Source organism: Frisingicoccus caecimuris (assembly GCF_004340975.1).
Taxonomy (GTDB): domain Bacteria; phylum Bacillota; class Clostridia; order Lachnospirales; family Lachnospiraceae; genus Frisingicoccus; species Frisingicoccus caecimuris.
In genome coordinates, this window is sequence record NZ_SLXA01000001.1 from 405,620 (window position 1) to 426,499 (window position 20,880).

At 46.1% G+C, this 20,880-nt stretch carries 19 protein-coding genes; 1 reads left to right on the plus strand and 18 read right to left on the minus strand.

Going from position 1 to position 20,880, the window contains the following annotated elements; genetic code table 11:
* Nucleotides 1-7: 7 nt before the first annotated feature.
* The 13 genes from cobK to EV212_RS02105 all read right to left on the minus strand — a co-directional run bounded on the left by cobK (nucleotide 8) and on the right by EV212_RS02105 (nucleotide 13,827).
* Nucleotides 8-793 carry a precorrin-6A reductase gene (cobK, locus tag EV212_RS02045; protein WP_132088096.1) on the minus strand — a complete coding sequence of 262 codons (786 nt, stop codon included), beginning with the start codon at nucleotides 791-793 and terminating at the stop codon, nucleotides 8-10.
* Nucleotides 781-2,067 (minus strand): glutamate-1-semialdehyde 2,1-aminomutase, encoded by a 1,287-nt coding sequence (hemL, locus tag EV212_RS02050; RefSeq protein ID WP_132088099.1) that lies wholly within the window; start codon nucleotides 2,065-2,067, stop codon nucleotides 781-783. Before hemL ends, cobK begins: the two co-directional genes overlap by 13 nt.
* 6 nt (nucleotides 2,068-2,073) lie before the next feature.
* Nucleotides 2,074-3,045 carry a porphobilinogen synthase gene (hemB, locus tag EV212_RS02055; RefSeq protein ID WP_132088102.1) on the minus strand — a complete coding sequence of 324 codons (972 nt, stop codon included), beginning with the start codon at nucleotides 3,043-3,045 and terminating at the stop codon, nucleotides 2,074-2,076.
* 5 nt (nucleotides 3,046-3,050) lie between these two features.
* Nucleotides 3,051-5,558: a hydroxymethylbilane synthase gene (gene hemC / locus EV212_RS02060; RefSeq protein WP_132088105.1), complete on the minus strand. Its 2,508-nt coding sequence runs from the start codon at nucleotides 5,556-5,558 to the stop codon at nucleotides 3,051-3,053.
* Nucleotides 5,551-6,261, minus strand: a complete 711-nt coding sequence (locus EV212_RS02065) for a precorrin-2 dehydrogenase/sirohydrochlorin ferrochelatase family protein (protein WP_132088108.1) — start codon at nucleotides 6,259-6,261, stop codon at nucleotides 5,551-5,553. Before EV212_RS02065 ends, hemC begins: the two co-directional genes overlap by 8 nt.
* A gap of 2 nt (nucleotides 6,262-6,263) precedes the next feature.
* Nucleotides 6,264-7,004: a precorrin-3B C(17)-methyltransferase gene (gene cobJ, locus EV212_RS02070; protein ID WP_132088111.1), complete on the minus strand. Its 741-nt coding sequence runs from the start codon at nucleotides 7,002-7,004 to the stop codon at nucleotides 6,264-6,266.
* Nucleotides 6,991-8,184: a glutamyl-tRNA reductase gene (gene hemA / locus EV212_RS02075; protein WP_132088114.1), complete on the minus strand. Its 1,194-nt coding sequence runs from the start codon at nucleotides 8,182-8,184 to the stop codon at nucleotides 6,991-6,993. The genes cobJ and hemA overlap by 14 nt, the downstream gene beginning before the upstream one ends.
* Nucleotides 8,181-9,158, minus strand: a complete 978-nt coding sequence (locus tag EV212_RS02080; protein WP_132088117.1) for a cobalt-precorrin 5A hydrolase — start codon at nucleotides 9,156-9,158, stop codon at nucleotides 8,181-8,183. The genes hemA and EV212_RS02080 overlap by 4 nt, the downstream gene beginning before the upstream one ends.
* A gap of 3 nt (nucleotides 9,159-9,161) precedes the next feature.
* Nucleotides 9,162-9,848, minus strand: coding sequence for a DNA alkylation repair protein (locus EV212_RS02085; protein ID WP_132088120.1), 687 nt, complete (start codon nucleotides 9,846-9,848; stop codon nucleotides 9,162-9,164).
* A gap of 22 nt (nucleotides 9,849-9,870) precedes the next feature.
* On the minus strand, nucleotides 9,871-10,383 hold the full coding sequence (locus tag EV212_RS13795) for a methylated-DNA--[protein]-cysteine S-methyltransferase (RefSeq protein WP_132088123.1): 513 nt from the start codon (nucleotides 10,381-10,383) through the stop codon (nucleotides 9,871-9,873).
* Nucleotides 10,384-10,700: 317 nt separating this feature from the next.
* Complete coding sequence (locus EV212_RS02095) at nucleotides 10,701-11,552, minus strand: 3-hydroxybutyryl-CoA dehydrogenase (protein WP_207669041.1); 852 nt, start codon at nucleotides 11,550-11,552, stop codon at nucleotides 10,701-10,703.
* A 16-nt stretch (nucleotides 11,553-11,568) separates the two neighbouring features.
* Complete coding sequence (locus EV212_RS02100; protein WP_132088126.1) at nucleotides 11,569-12,765, minus strand: acetyl-CoA C-acetyltransferase; 1,197 nt, start codon at nucleotides 12,763-12,765, stop codon at nucleotides 11,569-11,571.
* A 276-nt stretch (nucleotides 12,766-13,041) separates the two neighbouring features.
* Entirely contained in the window at nucleotides 13,042-13,827 is a 786-nt protein-coding gene (locus tag EV212_RS02105; protein WP_132088129.1) for an enoyl-CoA hydratase/isomerase family protein, read from the minus strand.
* A 200-nt stretch (nucleotides 13,828-14,027) separates the two neighbouring features.
* Here EV212_RS02105 and EV212_RS02110 point away from each other — a divergent pair, with 200 nt between their 5' ends.
* Complete coding sequence (locus EV212_RS02110; RefSeq protein WP_132088132.1) at nucleotides 14,028-14,912, plus strand: LysR family transcriptional regulator; 885 nt, start codon at nucleotides 14,028-14,030, stop codon at nucleotides 14,910-14,912.
* 48 nt (nucleotides 14,913-14,960) lie between these two features.
* Here the strand turns inward: EV212_RS02110 and EV212_RS02115 are convergent, their stop codons facing one another.
* The 5 genes from EV212_RS02115 to EV212_RS02135 all read right to left on the minus strand — a co-directional run bounded on the left by EV212_RS02115 (nucleotide 14,961) and on the right by EV212_RS02135 (nucleotide 20,878).
* Entirely contained in the window at nucleotides 14,961-16,100 is a 1,140-nt protein-coding gene (locus EV212_RS02115; protein WP_132088135.1) for an acyl-CoA dehydrogenase family protein, read from the minus strand.
* Between the two features lie 213 nt (nucleotides 16,101-16,313).
* A complete protein-coding gene (locus tag EV212_RS02120; protein WP_132088138.1) occupies nucleotides 16,314-16,766 on the minus strand; it encodes a MaoC family dehydratase in 453 nt (150 codons plus the stop codon).
* 13 nt (nucleotides 16,767-16,779) lie between these two features.
* Nucleotides 16,780-18,345 carry an acyl CoA:acetate/3-ketoacid CoA transferase gene (locus tag EV212_RS02125; RefSeq protein ID WP_132088141.1) on the minus strand — a complete coding sequence of 522 codons (1,566 nt, stop codon included), beginning with the start codon at nucleotides 18,343-18,345 and terminating at the stop codon, nucleotides 16,780-16,782.
* Nucleotides 18,346-18,377: 32 nt separating this feature from the next.
* Entirely contained in the window at nucleotides 18,378-19,676 is a 1,299-nt protein-coding gene (locus EV212_RS02130) for a GntP family permease (protein ID WP_207669042.1), read from the minus strand.
* A 62-nt stretch (nucleotides 19,677-19,738) separates the two neighbouring features.
* Nucleotides 19,739-20,878 (minus strand): acyl-CoA dehydrogenase family protein, encoded by a 1,140-nt coding sequence (locus EV212_RS02135; RefSeq protein ID WP_132088144.1) that lies wholly within the window; start codon nucleotides 20,876-20,878, stop codon nucleotides 19,739-19,741.
* Between the last annotated feature and the right edge of the window lie 2 nt (nucleotides 20,879-20,880).

A 20,880-nucleotide genomic window follows, 5' to 3' on the forward strand; every position in this document is an offset into this window, starting at 1 on the left:
CTTTCTGTCATGTGAAATACACATCCAATCTGTCCAGATTTTCCAAGATATCTTTCTCCTCCGGTCTGCGGATTAAAATAACTGAAACGCCCTCCAAACGGGCAGCTTCCAGTTTTTCCGGCAGACCTCCGGCTGCGCCGCTGTCCTTTGTGACAAGCGTCTTTGCCCCGCATGTCTGCAAAAATGTCCGGTTGGCTTCCACATCGAAAGGCGGCGTCTGGGCCTGCCAGTGGGTCTCATCCTCAAAAATCTCCCGACACCTGACCTTTGACGTTTCATTATCCAACACCCGGGCATAACAGCGCTCCTGAAAGTTCCTCACATGATTCCGGTAAACATCCAATGTCTTTACCCCGGTCAGAAGAGCCACATTCCCAGATAATTGATTTAAGACCCGGGCAGCTTCCCGGCCATCGGCCACAGAATAAATCTCCGGCATCAGATTGCCTCCCGCCGCTGCTTTTCCATCCTTCATTCTATCCCGCCGGGTATAGCGGATATAAACCAATCCCAGTTCATCGCAGACCCTTTGAACAATCTGTGTCACTTCCACTGCATAAGGATGAGAGGCATCCAGTACATGGGTGATTCCTGAAACCTGTATTTTTTTGGTAAACTGGTTCTGATTTAAATAGCCGACCCAAAGTTTTACAGAAAAATCGACATAAAGAGCCGCTCCCATATCCGTTGCCACCGAGACGGTAACATCCGCTCTTTTTGACACCAGATACGTTACCGCATCCACTGACTCGGTAGTACCTCCGATGACCAGCCACCGCATTATGCCTGCCATTGTCCCAAAGCCTTTCCAATGGCTGTTTCTGTCTTCCGGATATCCTCATCCGAATGGACGCCACTGACAAACAAGGCCTCAAACTGGGATGGCGCAATGTAGATGTCTTCTGCCAGCATCACGGCAAAATATTCTTTAAAACGTTCCAGATCAGAAGATGCCGCCGAAGGATAATCTGTCACCGGCTGTTTTGTAAAGAAAATGCTCATCAATGAGCCGGCCCGGTTGCACACCGCATCCACATGATATTTTTCTATATTTTCAAGAAATGCCTTTTCCAGTTTTTCTGCCTGCATCTCCGCCTGGGTATATATTTCCGGATGAGCTTTTAATATTTCCAGAGTTTTTACTCCGGCCGCTACCGCCGCAGGATTTCCTGAAAGGGTTCCCGCCTGATAAACCGGACCGGAGGGCGCCACCATTTCCATAATCTCTTTTCGTCCGCCATAGGCCGCCAATGGCATGCCGCCGCCAATAATCTTTCCCATGGCCGTCATATCCGGCAGGACCTTATAATGCCCCTGAGCGCCGGAGTAACCGAGACGAAATCCGGTAATGACTTCATCAAAAATAAGAATGCTCCCGTAATCCTCTGTGATTTTACGCAATCCTTCCAGAAATCCCGGTTTTGGAAGAACGACGCCCATATTGGCGGCCACCGGCTCGACAATGAGGGCCGCGATCTGCTCTCCGCAGGCTTCAAATAAAGCTTTCACACTGTCCAGATCATTATAGACTGCCGTCAGCGTTTTGGAGGCATAGGCTTCCGGCACCCCGGCGCTGTCCGGCACATTCTGAGTCATCAGACCGGACCCGGCTTTCACCAGAAGGCCATCGGAATGCCCATGATAGCAGCCCTCAAACTTGACGATATAATCCCGTCCCGTATAGCCTCTGGCCGCACGAATGGCGCTCATGACCGCCTCTGTTCCCGAATTCACCAGCCGGACCATTTCCACGGAAGGCATTGCATCGATGAGCATCTCACAGAGAGTCACTTCGCCTTCCGTCGGCGCACCATAACTTGTTCCCCGGTATACAACCTGACAGACGGCCTCTGCCACTTCCGGGTTGGCATGTCCCAGAAGCATCGGTCCCCAGGAACCGATATAATCAATATAATCATGACCGTCCACATCATAGATATGACTGCCCTTAGCCCGCTCAATAAACCGGGGCGTCATGCCGACCGCCCGATAAGCCCGTACCGGACTGCTCACACCGCCCGGCATCAGCCGGCAGGCTTTTTCAAATATGTTCTGACTTTTATCCATGCTCTTTCACTCCTTCAGCCACCGGGCAATATCCAGCGCATAGTAGGTAATGATCATTTTTGCTCCGGCACGCTTCATCGCTGTCATTGTCTCCATGACAACCCGTTTTTCATCAATCCAGCCGTTGAGAGCCGCTGCCTTCATCATAGAATATTCGCCGCTCACACTGTAAGTACATACCGGCAGCGGGAATTCATCTGAAATGGTTTTTAATATATCCAGATAGGCCAGTCCTGGTTTTACCATAAGAATATCGGCTCCTTCTTCCACGTCAAGCTCCGCCTCAACGAGGGCCTCTTTTTTATTCCGCCAATCCATCTGATAGGTTTTCCGGTCCCCAAAGGACGGGGCTGAATGGGCCGCCTCCCGAAACGGTCCGTAATAGGCCGACGCATACTTGATACTGTAGGCCATGATCAACACATCACCGAAGCCTTTGTCGTCCAGCGCCCGGCGCATATGACCGATTCGCCCATCCATCATATCTGACGGCGCAACCATATCCGCTCCGGCGGCTGCGCAGCTTAATGCCGCCTTTGACAGCATCTCCAAAGTTTCATCGTTTAATATTTTACCGTCGTGAATCAGACCGCAATGACCGTGATCCGTATATTCACACAAACAGATATCGGCAATACAGATCATTTCCGGATAAGCCTCTTTTGTCAGACGTATGGCCCTCTGAACAATCCCTTCCGGATTATAGGCCTCGCTGCCCATCGCATCCTTGTGTTCGGGTACGCCGAAAAATATAATCGCCCGCACACCGCTGTTCCATATTTCCTCTAAATGTATCCTAAAGGTGTCCAGTGAATAATGATAAATTCCCGGCATAGACAGAATTTCTTCTTTCACACCGGTACCTTCCACCACAAAGACCGGATAAATCAAATCCGAAAGCTCCACCTCATATTCATGAACCATATTCCGAATTGCCTGAGAACTTCTCAGGCGTCTCGGCCGTCTTATCATATCCATTATTTTCACTCCCTGTCCCGGAGCTGACATAAACATTCGGTCAACCCCTCGATTGTATATTTTTCTGCCGTCGCTGTCACTGTCAATCCCACTTGTTCTGCTTCCTTAGCCGTCACCGGACCAATACAGATAATTTTCGGATATTCTGTCGTCCCAACCGTCATTTCGGCAAAGGCCCGGACCGCCGAACCGCTGGCAAAAGTCATATAATCTGCATCCCGCATCGCCCGAAGCAGCAAATCCTTTTTTCGCCAGTCGATACGGGTTGTGTAAGCAGCCACATCGTTGTACCTGATTCCCTTTGCATCAAAATGCTGGTTCAAAAGTTTTGAACCCTCTCTTGCCCGGAAGATAAGTACCTTTTTCATAACTCCTATCTGTCCGGACAGGCCTTCCGCCAGACTTTCGGAAGTATAACTTTCCGGCATATAATCCGCAGAAAATCCATAATTGTTCAGCATATCGCCTGTTCCTGGTCCGACAACAGCAAATTTCAAATGGGCCAGCCGTCGGTAATCCATGCTGAATCTCTTCATCGATTGAAAAAAAAGTTTGACGCCATTGCCGCTTGTAAAAATCAGCCATGAATAAACGTCTAAATCCCGAAGTGTTTCTTCAAGTATTTCTGCCGCCGCAGGTTCCGTATAGATCAGGCTCATATCAATGGCCTCCCCACCTTTTTCCGAAATGCTCTGATGCTGCTTACGCACCAGCTCCCGTGTTCCGGTCAAAAGCACCTGCTTCCCGGTAAGCGGCAGTTCCGGCCGCCAATAAAGTTTTTCAGAAAGTCCGGCCACTTCACCGACCACAAGAATTCCCGGCGGTCTAATATCGACCTTCTGACAGGCCTCTGTAATGGTTTCCAAAGTAGCTGCCACTTCCTTCTGATTACTTATCGTGCCGTTACAAATCACAGCCGCTGGTGTATTTTTATCTTTCCCATAGTGCATCAACGCGCCACAGATCTCGGCCATCCTCTGAATTCCCATAAGAAACACCAATGTCCCACCGTAAGCCGCTAAAGCGGCATAATCAATGCCGGAAGCCCTGCCGTCTGCAGCTCTTTTGCTCTCAGAAGACCTGCAGACCTTTGCCTGCTCATGTCCGGTGATAAACTGGACCTGAGACGCTATTCCCCGATGAGTCACCGGGATTCCCGCATAAGCCGGCACACTATAGGCCGAAGAAACCCCCGGGACAACTTCAAAAGGAATCTCCGCCGCCGAAAGAGCCAAAGCTTCCTCGCCGCCCCGGCCGAAAATAAACGGGTCACCGCCCTTTAAACGCACAACCCTCTTCCCCTCAAAGGCTTTTTCCAATAAAATCTCCTGAATTTCCTCCTGAGACATGTGATGATGTCCTGAACGTTTTCCCGCATAAATCAGTTCCGCATTTTCACCAGCTTCATTTAATAAGGCATTGGATGCCAGATAGTCATAAACGATCACATCCGCATGACGAATGCACCACAGTCCTTTAACCGTCACCAGCCCCGCATCCCCCGGACCTGCACCAACAAGAAAGACCTTTCCGCGCGGGCTGCTCTGCACACTTTCACTACAGTGAAAGGCTTCCTCCTTAAGATTCTCTGCTAATTTTTTTCCTATTTTTTCTATGTCGGCCACATCACCTTGAACTTCATCAAAAATCATATGCCGGCCATTCCAGGCAACCCCCCCCTTCATATGAAGCTGCCTGCCGTCCAGCCACGAAAATGCGCACACGGGGGCATTGCATCCGCCGCCGATATCATAAAGAAAACTCCGTTCTGCCAAAAGCTGATATTCTGCTTCATTTTGATTCAATTCACCACAGATATTAGCAAACTCCTCATTCTTCAAAGCTTTTTCAGGGACTTCCACCGCCAAAATTGCCTGACCTGCCGCCGGCAAAAATTCCTCTGAGTTTAAAATTTCATAATGAAACCTGGCATAAAAATCGTCCCTCATTTCCTCTGACATCCCATATTTCTGTGCATCCCGACGAAGCCGTTCAATTCCTGCCCGGGCCAGAACGATGGCGTCATACTGGCCTTCTTTCAGTTTTCGAAGCCGTGTCTGCACATTGCCGCGAATCTCTTTTGTCTGAATTCCCGGATTCAGCCTTTTAAGCTGCAGGCTGCGCCTCAGGCTTCCTGTACCAATGACAGTCCCCGAAACCATTTCTTTTAGAAGCTTTCCATCTCGTGTCACGATCATGTCTTCCCATTCAGCCCGCTCAACAACGGCGCCAATCGTAAGTCCCTCAGGAAAAACCATGGGCATATCTTTTGCACTGTGAACAGCCATATGAATCCGCCCATCCAGCAATGCCTGTTCCAGTTCCTTTGTAAAAACGCCTTTACCGCCAAAGCTTCCCAACGATTTATCCAGCCGCAAATCACCTTCTGTATTTATAGGAAGAATCTCTATTTCAATTTCCGGCGCTATCTCTTTGATTTTTTCAGCCACAATCCGGGTCTGGGCCTGAGCCAGCAGACTCTTTCGCGTTCCAATTCGGATTTTTTCAATCATTTTCTTCTCCCGACCGGTTTTCCCGGATAATTTTATCAATATCTTCCTCCGTCAAACGTCCCCTGTCTTCCAAAGCTGCCCGAAGGACTTTAACTAAAATCTCTTTCCGCTCACCCAAATCCGACGTTGCCTGGTGAATTCGTTCTCTGGCTTCAACCCCTGTTTCTGCCAGAGTTTCATACCAGTCCGGTAAAGTCTCCTGAATCTGCCGTGACACCATCCGGGACAATGCCGGTGTCCGCCCGCCTGTGGATATACCAACCATCAGATTTCCCCGACGTACTACCGACGGAAAATAGAAATCACAATCTGCCGGGTTAGTTGCCGAATTTGCCGGAATCCCATGCTTTCTCGCCCACAAAACCATCTGATGATTGACTCGTTCATCATCCGTGGCACAGATCAACATAGTTACATTTCCGATGCCTTCTTTTCTGGCATTTTGCTCCAGCCATACGGCCGCTGCCAGCGGACCTTCATTAATCTCATGGCATTCCAGATTCCCTATTGGCGCCGAACAGCATTCCCTGTTCTTCTGGCCAGACTGAAGTTTCAGCAGTTCCGGTTCAAATCTCCGGCTGATGACATGGACTTCTGCTCCCATATCCAAAAGCACCTCCGCCTTGCGAAGCGCCACCTTTCCGCCGCCAATGATCAGGCAGATTTCTTTTTCCAATTCAATAAACATAGGAAATACGGCCATCTTTATACCTCCTTCAAAACATATCCCCTCGGTGTTATCATCTTTCCGTCCCGGACATACGTCGTGGAATTGCCGATAATAACAATCGTAAACATATCTACTTCGGCATTATTGAGTTCCTTTAAGGTCGTCAACTCACAGGAACTATTTTCCCTTCCGACCCGGCGTACAATGCCCACCGGCGTTTCGGGTTTTCTAAAGTTCGACACAATATCCGAGGCTTTTTCCAAATAATCTTTCCGTTTCCGACTTTTTGGATTATACAGACAGATGACAAAATCACCCTCTGCCGCACATTTAACCCGCAGCATGATCTGTTCCAGCGGCACCATCAGATCACTTAAGCTGATTACCGCAAAATCATTCATCAATGGCGCTCCCAGCATAGAAGCTCCGGCGCTGGCCGCCGTCACTCCCGGAATAATCCGGACCGGAATATCCTCTCCTGATGCCTGAACAACCTGGAGCATAATCCCCGCCATACCATAAATCCCACTGTCACCACTACTGACCAGGGCTACCTGCTGCCCCTTCCCGGCCTCTTCCAGTGCAATTTTACACCGTTCCACCTCCCGTGTCATCGGTGTATTTAAAAAGGTTTTATCGGGGAAGATTCCCCGAATCAAATCAATATATGTCGTATACCCGACAATAAGGTCGGCAGCCTTCATCGCCTCAATGGCCTGAACGGTCATATATTCATAACCTCCCGGTCCAAAGCCGACCACGTCAATTCTCTTCATAGGATCCCTCAACTTTCTTCAAAGCTTCCATAAATATTTCCAACTGCTCCGGATCCAAACTTTCTTTCAGAGCAAAAAAGAAATGAGAAACAGCCTTGTCCATCCCTTTATTTTCGGCCTGCCTGCATATCTTTTCCTTCATCAGCTGCACAGCACCAAAAGATTTTTGAAAAATCATCCATTTTTTAAATTGAACCCGGTAATCTTCCAAAATATCCACGGCCGCCGCCGCTTCTTTTTCTTTCTTCCGATTATTTTCATCTGCCACCCGGGCAAAATCATCCATATTATAGTAACCTGTATTTGAAAGCTCCCGAACTCTCTTATCAATATCCGGTGGTACGGCCAAATCAACAAAAACCCGGCGTTTTTCCGTGATAAGGGCTTTTTTGACTTTCTCCAGAGTCATCGTATAATGGGGACTTGACGTCGCACTAATGATAACATCCATCTGGTCCAGCCATTCATAACGCTCACCATAAGGCAATTCCAGATATCGCCTGCCCGTTCCTCCATGACAATGCTGACGGGTCGTCATATATACGTGGGTCTCCCCTTCTGATAAAAGATTTTTGAAAATACTGTTTCCGATCTTTCCTGACGCACCGAGCAAAAGAACATTTTTTTCCTTTAAATCTCCCAAATATTCTCTGGCCGCCTTCACCGCAATGGTAGCCGTTGACACAGATGTTCTGGACAAAGCTGTTTCTGTCTTAACCTTTTTTGCCGCAGTGACCGCATATCGGAAGCATGTATCCAAAAATGTCCCCATAGTTCCTGCGTTCCTCGCCTGCTGCTGAGCTTCCTTTACCTGTCCTAAAATCTGGTCCTCACCTATAACCATGGAATCAAGTCCGGCTGCTACAAAAAAGAGATGACGTTCTGCTTTTTCACCTTCGTAAAATCGCAGATATTCTGCCCCGTCAATACCTGCTGGAAATGTAATCCGTCGAAGGAGGACCCGCTCCGCCTCTGAAAAGATTTCCCTCTGATTTTCATCTGGGCCATAAAGATATACCTCCAAACGGTTACAGGTCGACAAAAGGGCACATTCTTCAATGTACCCAAGGGAGATCGTTTCTTTTAAATATTCAATTTGCGTTTCTCTGTCCAGTGCAAAGCAGCTACGTATATTTAAATCCGCTGTCTTATGGCTGATGCTGATCAATTGTATGCTCATATGTCAATCATCTGTTTCATCTCTGCCACCGCAAAGGTGATTCCTTCATATTTTTGTTTTTTTATACTTAAACGCGCCCCTTCTTCTGGCACAATATAACGTCCTGTTTTATATTCACTCCCCACCATAGAGCGGGCAGCCAGATAGGCGCTGGCCTCTGCCACAGAACCCACGCCCAGATTTTTCTCTACAAAAGGCGAAAATTCTAAAGGGCCTCCCGGCACTGTATGAAAATCAAGTTTTCCTATCATTTTTCTGGAAATAATCATCAATGGAATCTCAAGTTTTTCAGCAAGAGACAAAATGGCCCTTTCTCCTGCTTTTACATCGACTGTTGCCACTGCCCGGATACACCGCATGTCCGGAAGATATTCTTTGGCAAAGCTATGAAATGCTTCCACCATCCGTTCCGGCGACATACCTTTTTTGCACCCCACGCCAAGGACCAGCGTCTGAGGTCTCAAACACAGTGTCTTTTCACCATCCACTTCATAAAAAGGGTCAATAACCACTTTCACTTCCTTCTTATCAAGCAGCCGTCCACTGACATATTTCAGGGCAGATAGATTTTCAATCAACAATTGATTTCTTTTTGCCACCTCATCAAAAGCGACAATGCCCTCAACATCTGTAGCGGTCGTCACTATCGGATGCCCTTTGGTCACCGCTGCTAATTGAACGGCCAGTTCATTGGCTCCTCCAAGATGACCGGATAAAAGGCTGATCACCCACTGCCCACGGGTATCCATGACAATAACCGCCGGATCCTTATCCTTTCCCCGGAGCAAAGGCGCAATATAGCGCACCACAATTCCCGCCGCCATCACGAACACCAGAGCATCTGACTGCCCCCATGCTTCTTCTATATGCTGTTTTAAGTCGGCTTTTGGAAAAATCCCGCCAGGCCAACGTTTATTCAACCGATGTACCAGTTTAAATCCCTGCTCCGTTAATGCAAAATATCCTATCTTCATTTTTTATTTTCGTTTCAAACTGCGAAGCCGGGCTTTTTTCTCCTTATCCACCCGGTAAGATTCACATATTTTCTGAATTGCTTTATTGTGGGTAAAATCATCCAGCTGGTTTTCCAGGATGTAATTCTCCGTTATGTCCGGCAAATGGACATAAAATACGGAAACAGCCCAGGCCACAGCCATCTGAACATAATAGTCTGAATGCTTCATATGATCAAAATACTGAAAAACAAACGGAGTATATTCCGGCAGAACATAATAATCCAGAGCCATTACCGAAGCAAACCTCAGATCATAAGTTTTATCCGAAGTAAAGCAGGTTTTCAAAAACTCCCAGACCGCCTCCCGATGTTTTTCAGTAAATTTCAGAGTAGAACAAAAGCAATCGCAAACTGCCCAATTATGAATACTCGGCAGAAACTGACGAATTCTTTCCAACCGCTCTTCCAAATTCATTCTTCCATAGCCGACCATAAAGCCCCGAAGCATATCCTCTTCATAATACATGTTCGGCGCCGCCTCAAAATATTCCCGCCAGTCCTCTTTCACAAGCTTCCTGGCCAACTTCCGAAGTTCCGGTACCCGCACGCCGAGAATATTTTCCGTTCCCGGCACCAATTTGCTGTGAAATGCCCGATAATCCTCATCTGCCAGATCTATCAACTTTTTTCTTACGCTCTCAACATCCATAATCGCATTCCTTCCTATTGTTTCATCCGGCATGACTCATTTCCAGATCAAGCAGACGACGCTTTACATCCAGACCACCGGCATACCCTACCAACTGTCCATTGGCGCCGATGACACGATGGCACGGAATGATAATCATGATTGGATTGTAGTGATTTGCCATCCCCACAGCTCTGGCCGCTTTCGGTTTTCCAACAGCCTTCGCGATATCTCCATAGGTACGTGTCTCTCCGTAAGGAATATCCAACAGCGCTTTCCAGACACTTTGAAAAAAAGCGGTCCCATCCGGCTTTAACAATACATCAAACGATTTCCGAATTCCCGCAAAATATTCCCTGAGCTGTTGCTCCGTCTCCGCCAAAGCTTCCGTCTTCTCAGTCACTGCGGATTCAAAGGTCTCTGCTGTTTTAATAATCTTCCCTTCAGAATCCAATCGAGCCGCCGGCACATCCGCCCGGGATATTTCCTTAATAAAGCCGTCACTTTCAACCAGACGGAGCCGTCCGATCGGAGAATCCATAAAATATTGATACATCTGCCACATACCTCCTCTGTCCGTAAATCAGTCTCTTATTTCAATTATTCTAAGTATACAACACGTTCCATTAACTGTCCAATAAAATTGTGTACTCATCTGCTGCACACCCTTTGGGTCAAAAGAAATGTGGGAAGGGGCACACCCACCGATAATTTTCTGGTAAACCATACAAAAAGCGTCTCTGGCGCATTTCTCTGCATGCTATAGCATGTCAAAAGCCCCTGCAGTGGTGCAAACTGCAGGGGCTTTCGCGTATTTATTATTGGTTTAAGGCAGGACTCTTATTTCACGGCTGGCAATAGCCATTGTCAATTTTATTCGTAAGTATAGAAGCCGCGTCCGGCTTTCTTACCAAGCCATCCGGCTTTTACATACTGGCGAAGCAAAGGACATGGACGATATTTGCAATCCGCATATCCTTCATACATAACTTCCATGATTGCGAGTACTGTATCCAAACCAATGAAGTCTGCCAGCTGCAACGGTCCCATCGGATGATTCATTCCAAGTTTCATTACCGCGTCAATATCTTCCACGGAAGCTACGCCTTCATACAGACAATAAATCGCTTCATTGATCATCATCTGAAGGACCCGATTGGAAACAAATCCCGGAACATCGCGAACTTCAACCGGTGTTTTATTTAATTCCACGGATAAATCCCGAACCGCTTCATAGGTTTCATCGGAAGTGGCCAGCCCACGGATGATTTCCACCAGTTTCATTACCGGAACCGGATTCATAAAGTGCATTCCGATAACCCTGTCTGGCCTTCCTGTCACCGCCGCAATTTCCGTAATCGGAAGCGACGATGTATTGGAAGCCAGAATACAGGACGGCTTACATATAAAATCTAATTTCTGAAATGTACTGCTCTTAATATCCATGTTCTCAACAATAGCCTCAACAACAATATCACAATCCGCCGCATCTTCCAGGTTCTCTGAAGGAAGCAGTAAAGAGAGTGTTTTGTCTTTCTGCTCTTCTGTAATCTTCCCCTTTGCCACATCTTTGCTGAGAAGTTTTTCGATAAACTGTATACGATTGTTGACGATTTCTAAATTAATATCATTCAGATAGGTTTCAATTCCTGCCGCCGCCATAATCTGGGCAATTCCCCCGCCCATCTGACCAGCGCCAATGACCATTGCTTTCTTTACACTCATTATGTTATACCTCCTGTTATTCAACTTCCACCCAGACAGCATCCCCCTGGGCCATACCGGAACAAATTGCGGCTACGCCGCTCTTTTTACCAGATCGTCTCAGTTCATAAATCAATGTCATCAAGATTCTTGCACCGGTAGCTCCAATCGGATGACCCACCGCAACTGCACCTCCGTTGACATTTACCTTTGCATCCATTTCTTCTTCACTCATTCCCAGGACTCCCAGACAACTCACCAATGGAACTGCCGCAAAAGCTTCGTTAATTTCCATCAGGTCAAAGTCTTTAACCGTCAGATTATTTTTCTCCATCAGATTCTGAATAGCCAATCCCGGAACAGTTGCAATATAACGGGATTCTCTGGAAGCCTGTGCATAACCCCTGATGGTTGCCAAAATCGGAGCTCCGAGCTCTTCCGCCTTTTCCCGGCTCATAATAACAATAGCAGAGGCGCCGTCATTTGTTCCCGGTGCATTGCCTGCAGTGACTGTTCCATCCTTGACAAACAACGGCGGAAGCTTTGCAAGTCCTTTCATTGTTGTTCCCGGACGCGGTGCTTCATCTTTATCGAAGATGATTGTCTGACCCTTTTGGGCCGGAACCTCTACGACAAAACGTTCATCGTCAAATTTTCCCTGAGCTTCTCCTTCGGCCCAAAGTTTCTGACTTCTAAGGGACCACGCATCCTGCATTTCTCTTGTCACGTTATACTCGGAAGCAACCTGCCCTCCGATGACCGCCATATGTACATCATTTTCCGGACACCATAATCCGTCCAGTACCATTGCGTCCTTTGCCTTAACATCATTCATCCGGGCGCCCCAGCGCATATTCTCCAACACATATGGAATGTTGCTCATGCTTTCCATTCCACCAGCTACAATAATATCGGCATCTCCGGCTTTAATCATCTGTGCTCCCAAAGTCACAGCCTTTAAAGCGGAACCACAAACTTTATTAATCGTTACGACCGGCACTTCATGTGGTATGCCGCCCTTTACAGATGCCTGGCGTCCCGGAATCTGACCCTGTCCGGCCGGAACAACCATGCCATAAACAACTTCATCGACCTGTCCCCCCTGAATCCCGGCGCGGCTCAATGCTTCTTTAATCGCAAGACCGCCAAGATCTGTCGCTTTCAATGATTTTAATGTACCGCCCAACTTTCCAAATGGGGTACGTGCCGCACTGACGATAACTACATCTCTCATTTTCTTTTTCCTCCTCACAGTAATAATATAACCCTTTGCTTTAAACCCTTTACCCGACGCATTTTATCTTTCCGATTCCGAGTCTGATTGGTTCTGTCTCGATTCTCTCATAACTTTTTTTAAAAAACAATGATCGGATATTCCCGGTTTTCTTAACGGTAAATTTAAGATTTTTTCTCATTTTACTTTAGAGAAACAATAAAAAAAGAAGAAATCTGACCGAATTTTATGAATCCTAACCAAATCTCTTCTTTTTATCTATTTATTGCAAAATCATTATCGGCCCAAAAAAGGCTTCGGAGTTCTTTTTTCCAAAAATGCGTGCATCGCTTCCTGTTGATCCTCGGTTCCATAGAGTTGTGCAAAAAGAGCTGCTTCAATCTGAAGTCCTCTCTGTAAATCACATTCCATACCATCCGTCACGGCAATCTTCAGGTATTTCATTGCCAGCGGACCCCAATGAGCAATTTTTTCCGCCATAATCAATGCATCCTTCATCAACTCCTCCGGTTCAGACAGTTCATCCACCAGACCAATACGATAAGCTTCCTCCGCAGAAATCTTATCCCCTGTGAACATCAATTGTTTTGCTTTTGATACGCCAACAAGTCTCGGCAAACGCTGTGTTCCGCCCCATCCGGGAATCACTGCCAAAGAAATTTCCGGGGAACCCAGAAATGCTTTTTTCGAAGCAATACGAATATCACAAGCCAAGGCAAATTCCAGGCCTCCGCCTAACGCATAGCCATTGATTGCTCCGATAATCGGTGCCCGGAAATGCTCCATTGTATCCAATACCTGAGCGCAATTTCGGCTGAATTGATATCCGGTGATAACCGTAGTCTGGGATTCTTCATTAATATCTCCGCCAGAACAAAAAGCCCGGCCTTCGCCAGTAAGTATTAAACACCGAATTTGTTCATCTTTTTCAATTTTATCCAATAATTCCCGCATTTCATTAACTGTTTCCGTATTCATTGCATTTAACGCCTGCGGCCGGTTTAAGGTAATCACCCCAATACTCTTATTTTTGCCGGCAATCTCATACTTCAATCCATTCATATGTTTCCCTCCTTCATGATTGATATATTTTTAACATTCTAAATCCTATTTTCTCTATCTCCATTTTCCTATATTTTCATTTAAATCACAATTACCATATATTCAAGAACTTTTTTACTTTAAGTTAATGCTTTTTAAGATTATTTATGAACAGTATGATATAATATTTTTATAAAAAATAAAATTCAAAGGAGAAAAAAATGGAATTAAGAGAATTAAATTATATTACTGCAATCGGAAAGACACGGCATATGTCCCATGCCGCTAATGAACTATATATTTCTCAGCCTGCATTATACAAGAGCCTGCGCAAAATAGAATCTGAATTTGGCACACCGTTATTTTACCGAAAAGGAAATGAGCTGCTGCCTACGGACACCGGACAGATCGTATTGGAAAAGGCCGGCGAAATATCCATTTTAATCTCTCAGATGAACGACGCTGTCGCTGCGACAAAAAACTTAAAGCAGGGAAAGGTCAATATCGGCTTCCCTTCTATCATCGGAACAATGTTTCTTCCAACCCTTCTAATTGAATTTCAGAAAAAATACCCGGATATTTCTTTGCATACTGTTGAAGCAGGCGGCAATGCCCTGGCCGGAATGGTCATCTCCGGCGATATCGACATGGCTATCATTATGCGCCCGGTCTTCTCGGAACTTCTTAATGAAATCCCTCTGATCCGTGATCAGGTTACCGCAGGCGTCCTTCCATCCCACCCGTTGTCCAGGCGTTCCTATGTAACTATAAAAGATTTTGATAACCTTCCTTTCATTACCTTTGATAAAACCTTTAACATGCGGGCACAGCTTATGGAACTCTTTCGCACCGAAAAGTTTCGTCCGAATATTGCTTTCGAAGGTGCAAGCTGTCAATTTCTTTTTGAGCTTACCACTCTGTCCGACGGTATTCTTATACTTCCCCGGCCTATTATTGAATTTTATGCCCATGATTCAATGATCACTCTGCCTTTTAAACCGTCATTTCAATGGGAGCTTTCGCTGATTTTTCAGAAAAACACCTTTTTATCCACAGCCAGCAAAGCACTCATTAATCATATACAGGAATATTTTTTCCGAGTATAATTAAAAGCCCTGCGGCACAAGCCGCAGGACCCACTGTTATCTACTTTATTAATATTCTTTCAGCAAATGGTTTGCAATGACCACTCTTTGTATCTCATTGGTCCCTTCAAAAATCTGATAAATTTTTGCATCCCGCATGAGTTTTTCTACCGGGTATTCCCTGCTATAGCCATAGCCGCCAAAAATCTGAACGGCTTCCGATGTCACTTTCATGGCCACATCGCCGCCATAAGCCTTAGCAATGGCGGATTCCTTACCATAAGGCCGCCCCATCTCCATCAGCGTACATGCATGCGCTACTATCTGACGGGCTGTTTCAATCTGGATTTCCATATCCGCCAATTTAAAGGCAATGGCCTGATTGCTCACAATCGGCTTTCCAAACTGAATACGCTCCTTACCATAAGCAATGGCTTCTTCCATCGCTCTCTGAGCAATTCCCACTGCCATACAACCGATAAATGTACGGCTGACGTCCAATGTCTGCATGGCAATCCTGAAACCTTCGCCTTCTTTTCCAAGAAGGTTTTCCGCAGGAATACGACAGTCATCAAAAACAAGGTCGCAGGTTCTGGATCCACGGATGCCCATCTTATCCTCATGTTTACCATATGTAAATCCCGGTGTGCCGTCCTCTACAAGAAAAGCACTCATCCCCTTGATTCCTTTACTTTTATCTGTCATCGCAGTAACCACATAAATACCAGCCACGCCGCCGTTGGTAATAAAGCATTTCCGTCCATTCAGCACGTAACTGTCGCCGTCTTTTCTGGCCGTCGTTCTTCCGGCCGCCGCATCTGAACCGGCCTGAGGCTCAGTCAGAGCAAAGCCGCTGAATTTTCCAGAAATTATCGTATCGCAGAATTTCTTTTTCTGTGCTTCCGTTCCTGCCATAAATACAGACTTTAATCCAATATTGCTGACGGAAAATGTCAAAGCAAAACCGGCGTCCGCTTTTGCCATTTCCTCCAGAATTGCAGCTATAGAGAGTTTATCAAGTCCAAGGCCGCCGTAGGCTTCAGGTATATCCAGCATGTGTAACTGCATCTCCATAGCCTTATCATAAATCTCCTTCGGCCATTCTCCAGTCCGGTCATATTCCTTCGCCTGTTCTCTCACCTCATGATTACAAAACTCGCGTACCGCTTCAATTAATTCCTCTGTTTCTTCTGAACAAATATATCCCATATCGATCTCTCCTTTTTTCTTTTATTGTGCTATGTTTTGCGTTAAAATTCAATGACAATTTATTCAAATTCTTTTCAACCTGTAGTTTATAAGCCAAAAGTAGAGGCTCCACAACTGGTGCAAATTGCGAAGCCTCCACTAAAAAGGAAGTTTTTGTTTCTGCTTTCGCAGAATATGAATTTTATTAATGGATTTTAGTTTATCAACCTATTTTTACAGTTTCTTTGTTGCCATGATCTTGGCCTGACCATCGACAACAACCGTACCGTCCTGAATCGCTACAACAGTCTTCATGGTTAAAATTTTACGCTTTTCGTCCATGTCGATGATTTCAGCCGTTGCTGTGATCGTATCGCCTACATGAACCGGTGCTGTGAATTTCAGGTTCTGCTCCAGGAAAATCGCATCCGCGCCAGGAAGGGCCATGCCCAATACGGTAGATATAAAGGAAGCCGTTAACATACCGTGGGCAATCTGACTGCCAAAACGGGTTGTCTTTGCATATTCCGCATTGACGTGCACCGGATTAAAGTCTCCGATGATCCCCGCAAAATTGTAAATATCTGAAGCTAAAATTGTTTTACTAAAGGATGCTTTCTGACCAACAGATAACTCCTGAATCGCATAACCGCTCATATTAATACTGTTTGGATCTAACATACTCATATAATCACCGGTCCTATTCTTCAAAACTTAAGTTCATCAGCGCATCTGTAAAGATCTTTTCATCCATAACTTTGATCTCTTCGTCCATGATCGGTGTGAATTCCATTTTATCAAGAATATCTTTCTGTAAATCAACACCCGGTGCGATCTCAAGAAGTTTCATGCCGCCCGGAACCAGTTTAAACAATGCACGTTCTGTGATATAGTAAACGGTCTGTCCGGTCTCCACACCGTATTCGCCAGAGTATGTGATCTGCTCTACGGCCTTTTTAAATTTAATGTTCGGCGCGTCTTCGATGATATTTAATTTGCCGTCTTTGATCTCCCATTTCATCTTACCGGCTGTAAATGTTCCGCAGAATCCTACAACCTTGGCATTCTGAGTAATATTGATGAAACCGCCAGGACCTACCATACGTCCGCCGAATTTAGATACGTTGACATTACCTTTTTCATCCACCTCAGCCAGTCCGAGGAAGGCCATATCGAGACCGCCGCCATCATAGAAATCGAATGTATCCGGCTGTTTTACAATAGATTCCGGATTCACTGTACCGCCGATTCCAAGGCCGCCGGTCGGAACACCGCCGAGAACACCGGATTCGATGGACAATGTGATCTGGTCGGCAACACCTTCTTCACCGGCAACTGCAGCGATCGCTTCAGCCACACCGATACCCAGGTTGACAACAGCGCCCTTCTTTAAAAGCATAGCGCCGCGGCGTCCGCAGATCTTACGCGGATTTAATGGCATTGGTTCAATGGCATCCAGTGGGATATAAATCTCTCCGGTAAGTTCCGGACGATAATCCGGTCCCATAAAGGACTGGGGATGATTTTCAGGTTTTGCTTCAACAATATAATCTACCATAAAGGACGGAATCTTAATATCTTTTACAGGAAGACTGCCCTTCTGTACCATCTTTTCAACCTGGACAACAACGATACCGCCGCTGTTTCTTGTCGCCATCGCCATTTCAAGCTGATCTCCATGAAGTCCTTCTTTGACCATGGATACATTACCGGTTTCATCCGCATAGGTTCCGCGGATAAAGCAGATGTCCAGTGGAACAGACTTATAGAACAAATAGTCCTTTCCGTCAACCTGAAGCAACTGGACAACCTCATGACCGGACTGACGTGCTGCTTCATTGCCTTTACATGCTTCAACTCTAGGGTCCGCATAAGTCTTTAAGCCAACATGAGTAACGAGGCCCGGTTTTCTTCCGGCTGTTGCACGAAGGATATGACTGCATACACCCTGAGGAAGAATGAAACATTCCACTTTATTTTCCATACAGAGCTGTCCAAGCTTTGGCGCAAGACCCACATGGGCACACACAAGACGTTTGATCAGACCTTCATGGCCCATATGATTCATACCTCTGTCTTTTCCGTCGCCGATACCAGCGCCATGGAATACCGTAAGATTTTTTGGCTCTCCGGTTTCCAGGTATCTTTTTTCAATGGCAACCAAAGCTTCTTCTGGTGTTCCGAAACCAACAAAACCTCCCATGCCAACACTCATACCATCTTTAATCAAGGATGCGGCATAATCCGCTGTAACTAATTTACTCATTTATGTAACCTCCGTTTCTCATCTCTTTATAATTACGGTAACATTGGGAACAGTTGGAATAAAACAATCGCCAATGCACAAGCCATAAATGGCAGAACAACTGTCAACCAGAACAATGGCATATAAGCGTCTTTATGTGTTTCACCACAAAGATTCAGCAATGTTACAATATATCCATTATGTGGGACAGAATCCAGTGCTCCGGATGCAATGGATGCAACCCTGTGCAATGCAGCAGGCGCTACGCCCATTTCTACATATGTAGGACCCACAAGCGGAATAGCAATACCAAGGCCGCCGGAAGCAGAACCAGTCAGGCCACAAATAACCGTTACTGCAATTGCTGCACCGAGCAGCGCCGGTCCAGGAATATTTAACATAACACCCAAAATAGACTGGAATAACGGGATTGCTTTTACAACAGAACCAAAACCAACTACAGCACTTGTATTGGCAATTGCACTAATCGCTGATGTAGCGCCGCCTGCAAATGTAGCTGCAATCATCGTTGGTTTATATGTTTTGTTTAATAATACAACACCAATAACGATGCTGATGAAGATAGCAATTGCTGCCGGAACCTTAAAAGCATTCATCAAGACGATAGTAACGATCAATGGAACAAATGAAAGGGCAACACTCGGCATTTCATCTTCACTTAACTGTGCAGTCTGTTCGCCTTCTTTAGCCACAAAATGTCCGCCTTTAGCCACTTCTTTTTTAATCATACTATTCAGCCAAATATAGCCGACAATAAACATGAATATACCGGCAATAATACCAACAACAGCGCCAGACATAGTTGTTGTTCCCAACGTCTGAGACGGAATGATATTCTGAATCTGTGGTGTGCCAGGACAGGTCATTGCAAATGTAATGGAACCAAAACCAATGGTTCCCGGAAGCATATTTCTTGGAAGATCTGCTTCTTTAAATAAGCTGATCGCAATCGGAAAAATAGTAAAGCCTACAACGAATACACTAACACCGCCGTAACACAATACGAAACAGCTAAGTACAATAGCCAGAACAGCCTTCGATGCCCCCAGTTTCTTAACAATCCAGTTAGCAATAGCATCCGCCGCATGACTGTCATTCATAAATTTACCGAACAAAGCGCCTGCAAGGAACACCAAAAAATTTGATGTGATAAAGCTTGAAAATCCAGGCATATAATTTTCTGTCAATACTGTCCATACATTCATACCGCTTGTTGCAGCAAGGATTACTGAACAGATTAACCCAATTGCCAAAACATGAATTCCTTTCATAGCCAAAAAAACTAACAGGAACATGGCAATAATCAATCCAATAACACTTAACATTTGCATATTTTATCTTCTCCTTTGATTTCTTCTCCCTAAATCCCCTTAAATATCCCTTAGATACATTTTTACTTTACACCGATAGCTCTGGAAATGACCATCTTCTGAGCTTCCGATGTCCCTTCATAGATCTCCGTGATCTTTGCGTCACGCATCATACGTTCCATCGGATATTCTCTTGTGTAACCATAACCACCGGAAAGCTGTACACACTCCCGGGTCACAAGGTTCGCCACATCCGAATTGTAGAGTTTCGCCATGGCCGCTTCCTTACCATATGGAAGGCCTGCATCCTTCAGCATGGCGCAGCGCCATACGAGCATCCGGCCCGCATCCACCTTTGTCTGAAGCTCCGCCAGTTTGAACTGGGTATTCTGGAACTGGGAGATACGTTTCCCGAACTGTTTCCGTTCTTTGACATATCGGATCGTCTCATCGATGGCTCCCTGGGCGATGCCGAGTGCCTGCGTTGCGATACCCATCCGTCCCGAATCCAGGCTGGCCAAAGCCATCTTTAAGCCCTGTCCTTCTTTTCCGAGGATATCATCTTTGCTGACACGGACATTCTTAAGGATCAGCTCACATGTGGCTGAACCGCGAATACCCATTTTCTTTTCGTGTTTTCCGACAGAAAATCCCGGCGCATCCTTGTGGACGATGAACGCGGTCATCCCATTGTTCTTCTTAGCACGGTCTGTCACGGCGATGATGATGTACCATTCTGCCTGTCCGGCCGTTGTGATAAACATCTTTGTCCCGTTCAGGATATAATCGTCACCGTCTTTCACTGCTACCGTCTGCACGTTTGATGCGTCTGTGCCCACGCCCGGCTCTGTCAGGGCAAAACATACCAGTTTATCAGTGAACGCGCCTTTCTGATATTTTTCTTTCTGCTCCGGCGTACCGTATTTTGCAAACAGTCCCATACCGAGACCGGCCTGCACGGAATAAATAACGCCGGTTGTCGCACATACTTTTGAGATCTCTTCAAGAGCGATGACATAGGCCAGGCTGTCTCCGCCCTCGCCGCCTTCCGACTCCGGATAGGCTGCGCCAAAGAAACCATATTTAAACAGTTTCGGGATCGTCTCTACAGGAAATCTCTCTTCTTCATCCAGTGTTGCTGCTAAAGGTTTTACTTCCTTTTCAGCAAACTCTCTCGCTAACTGACGTACAAGTCTGTGTTCCGGTTTTAATAATGCATACATTC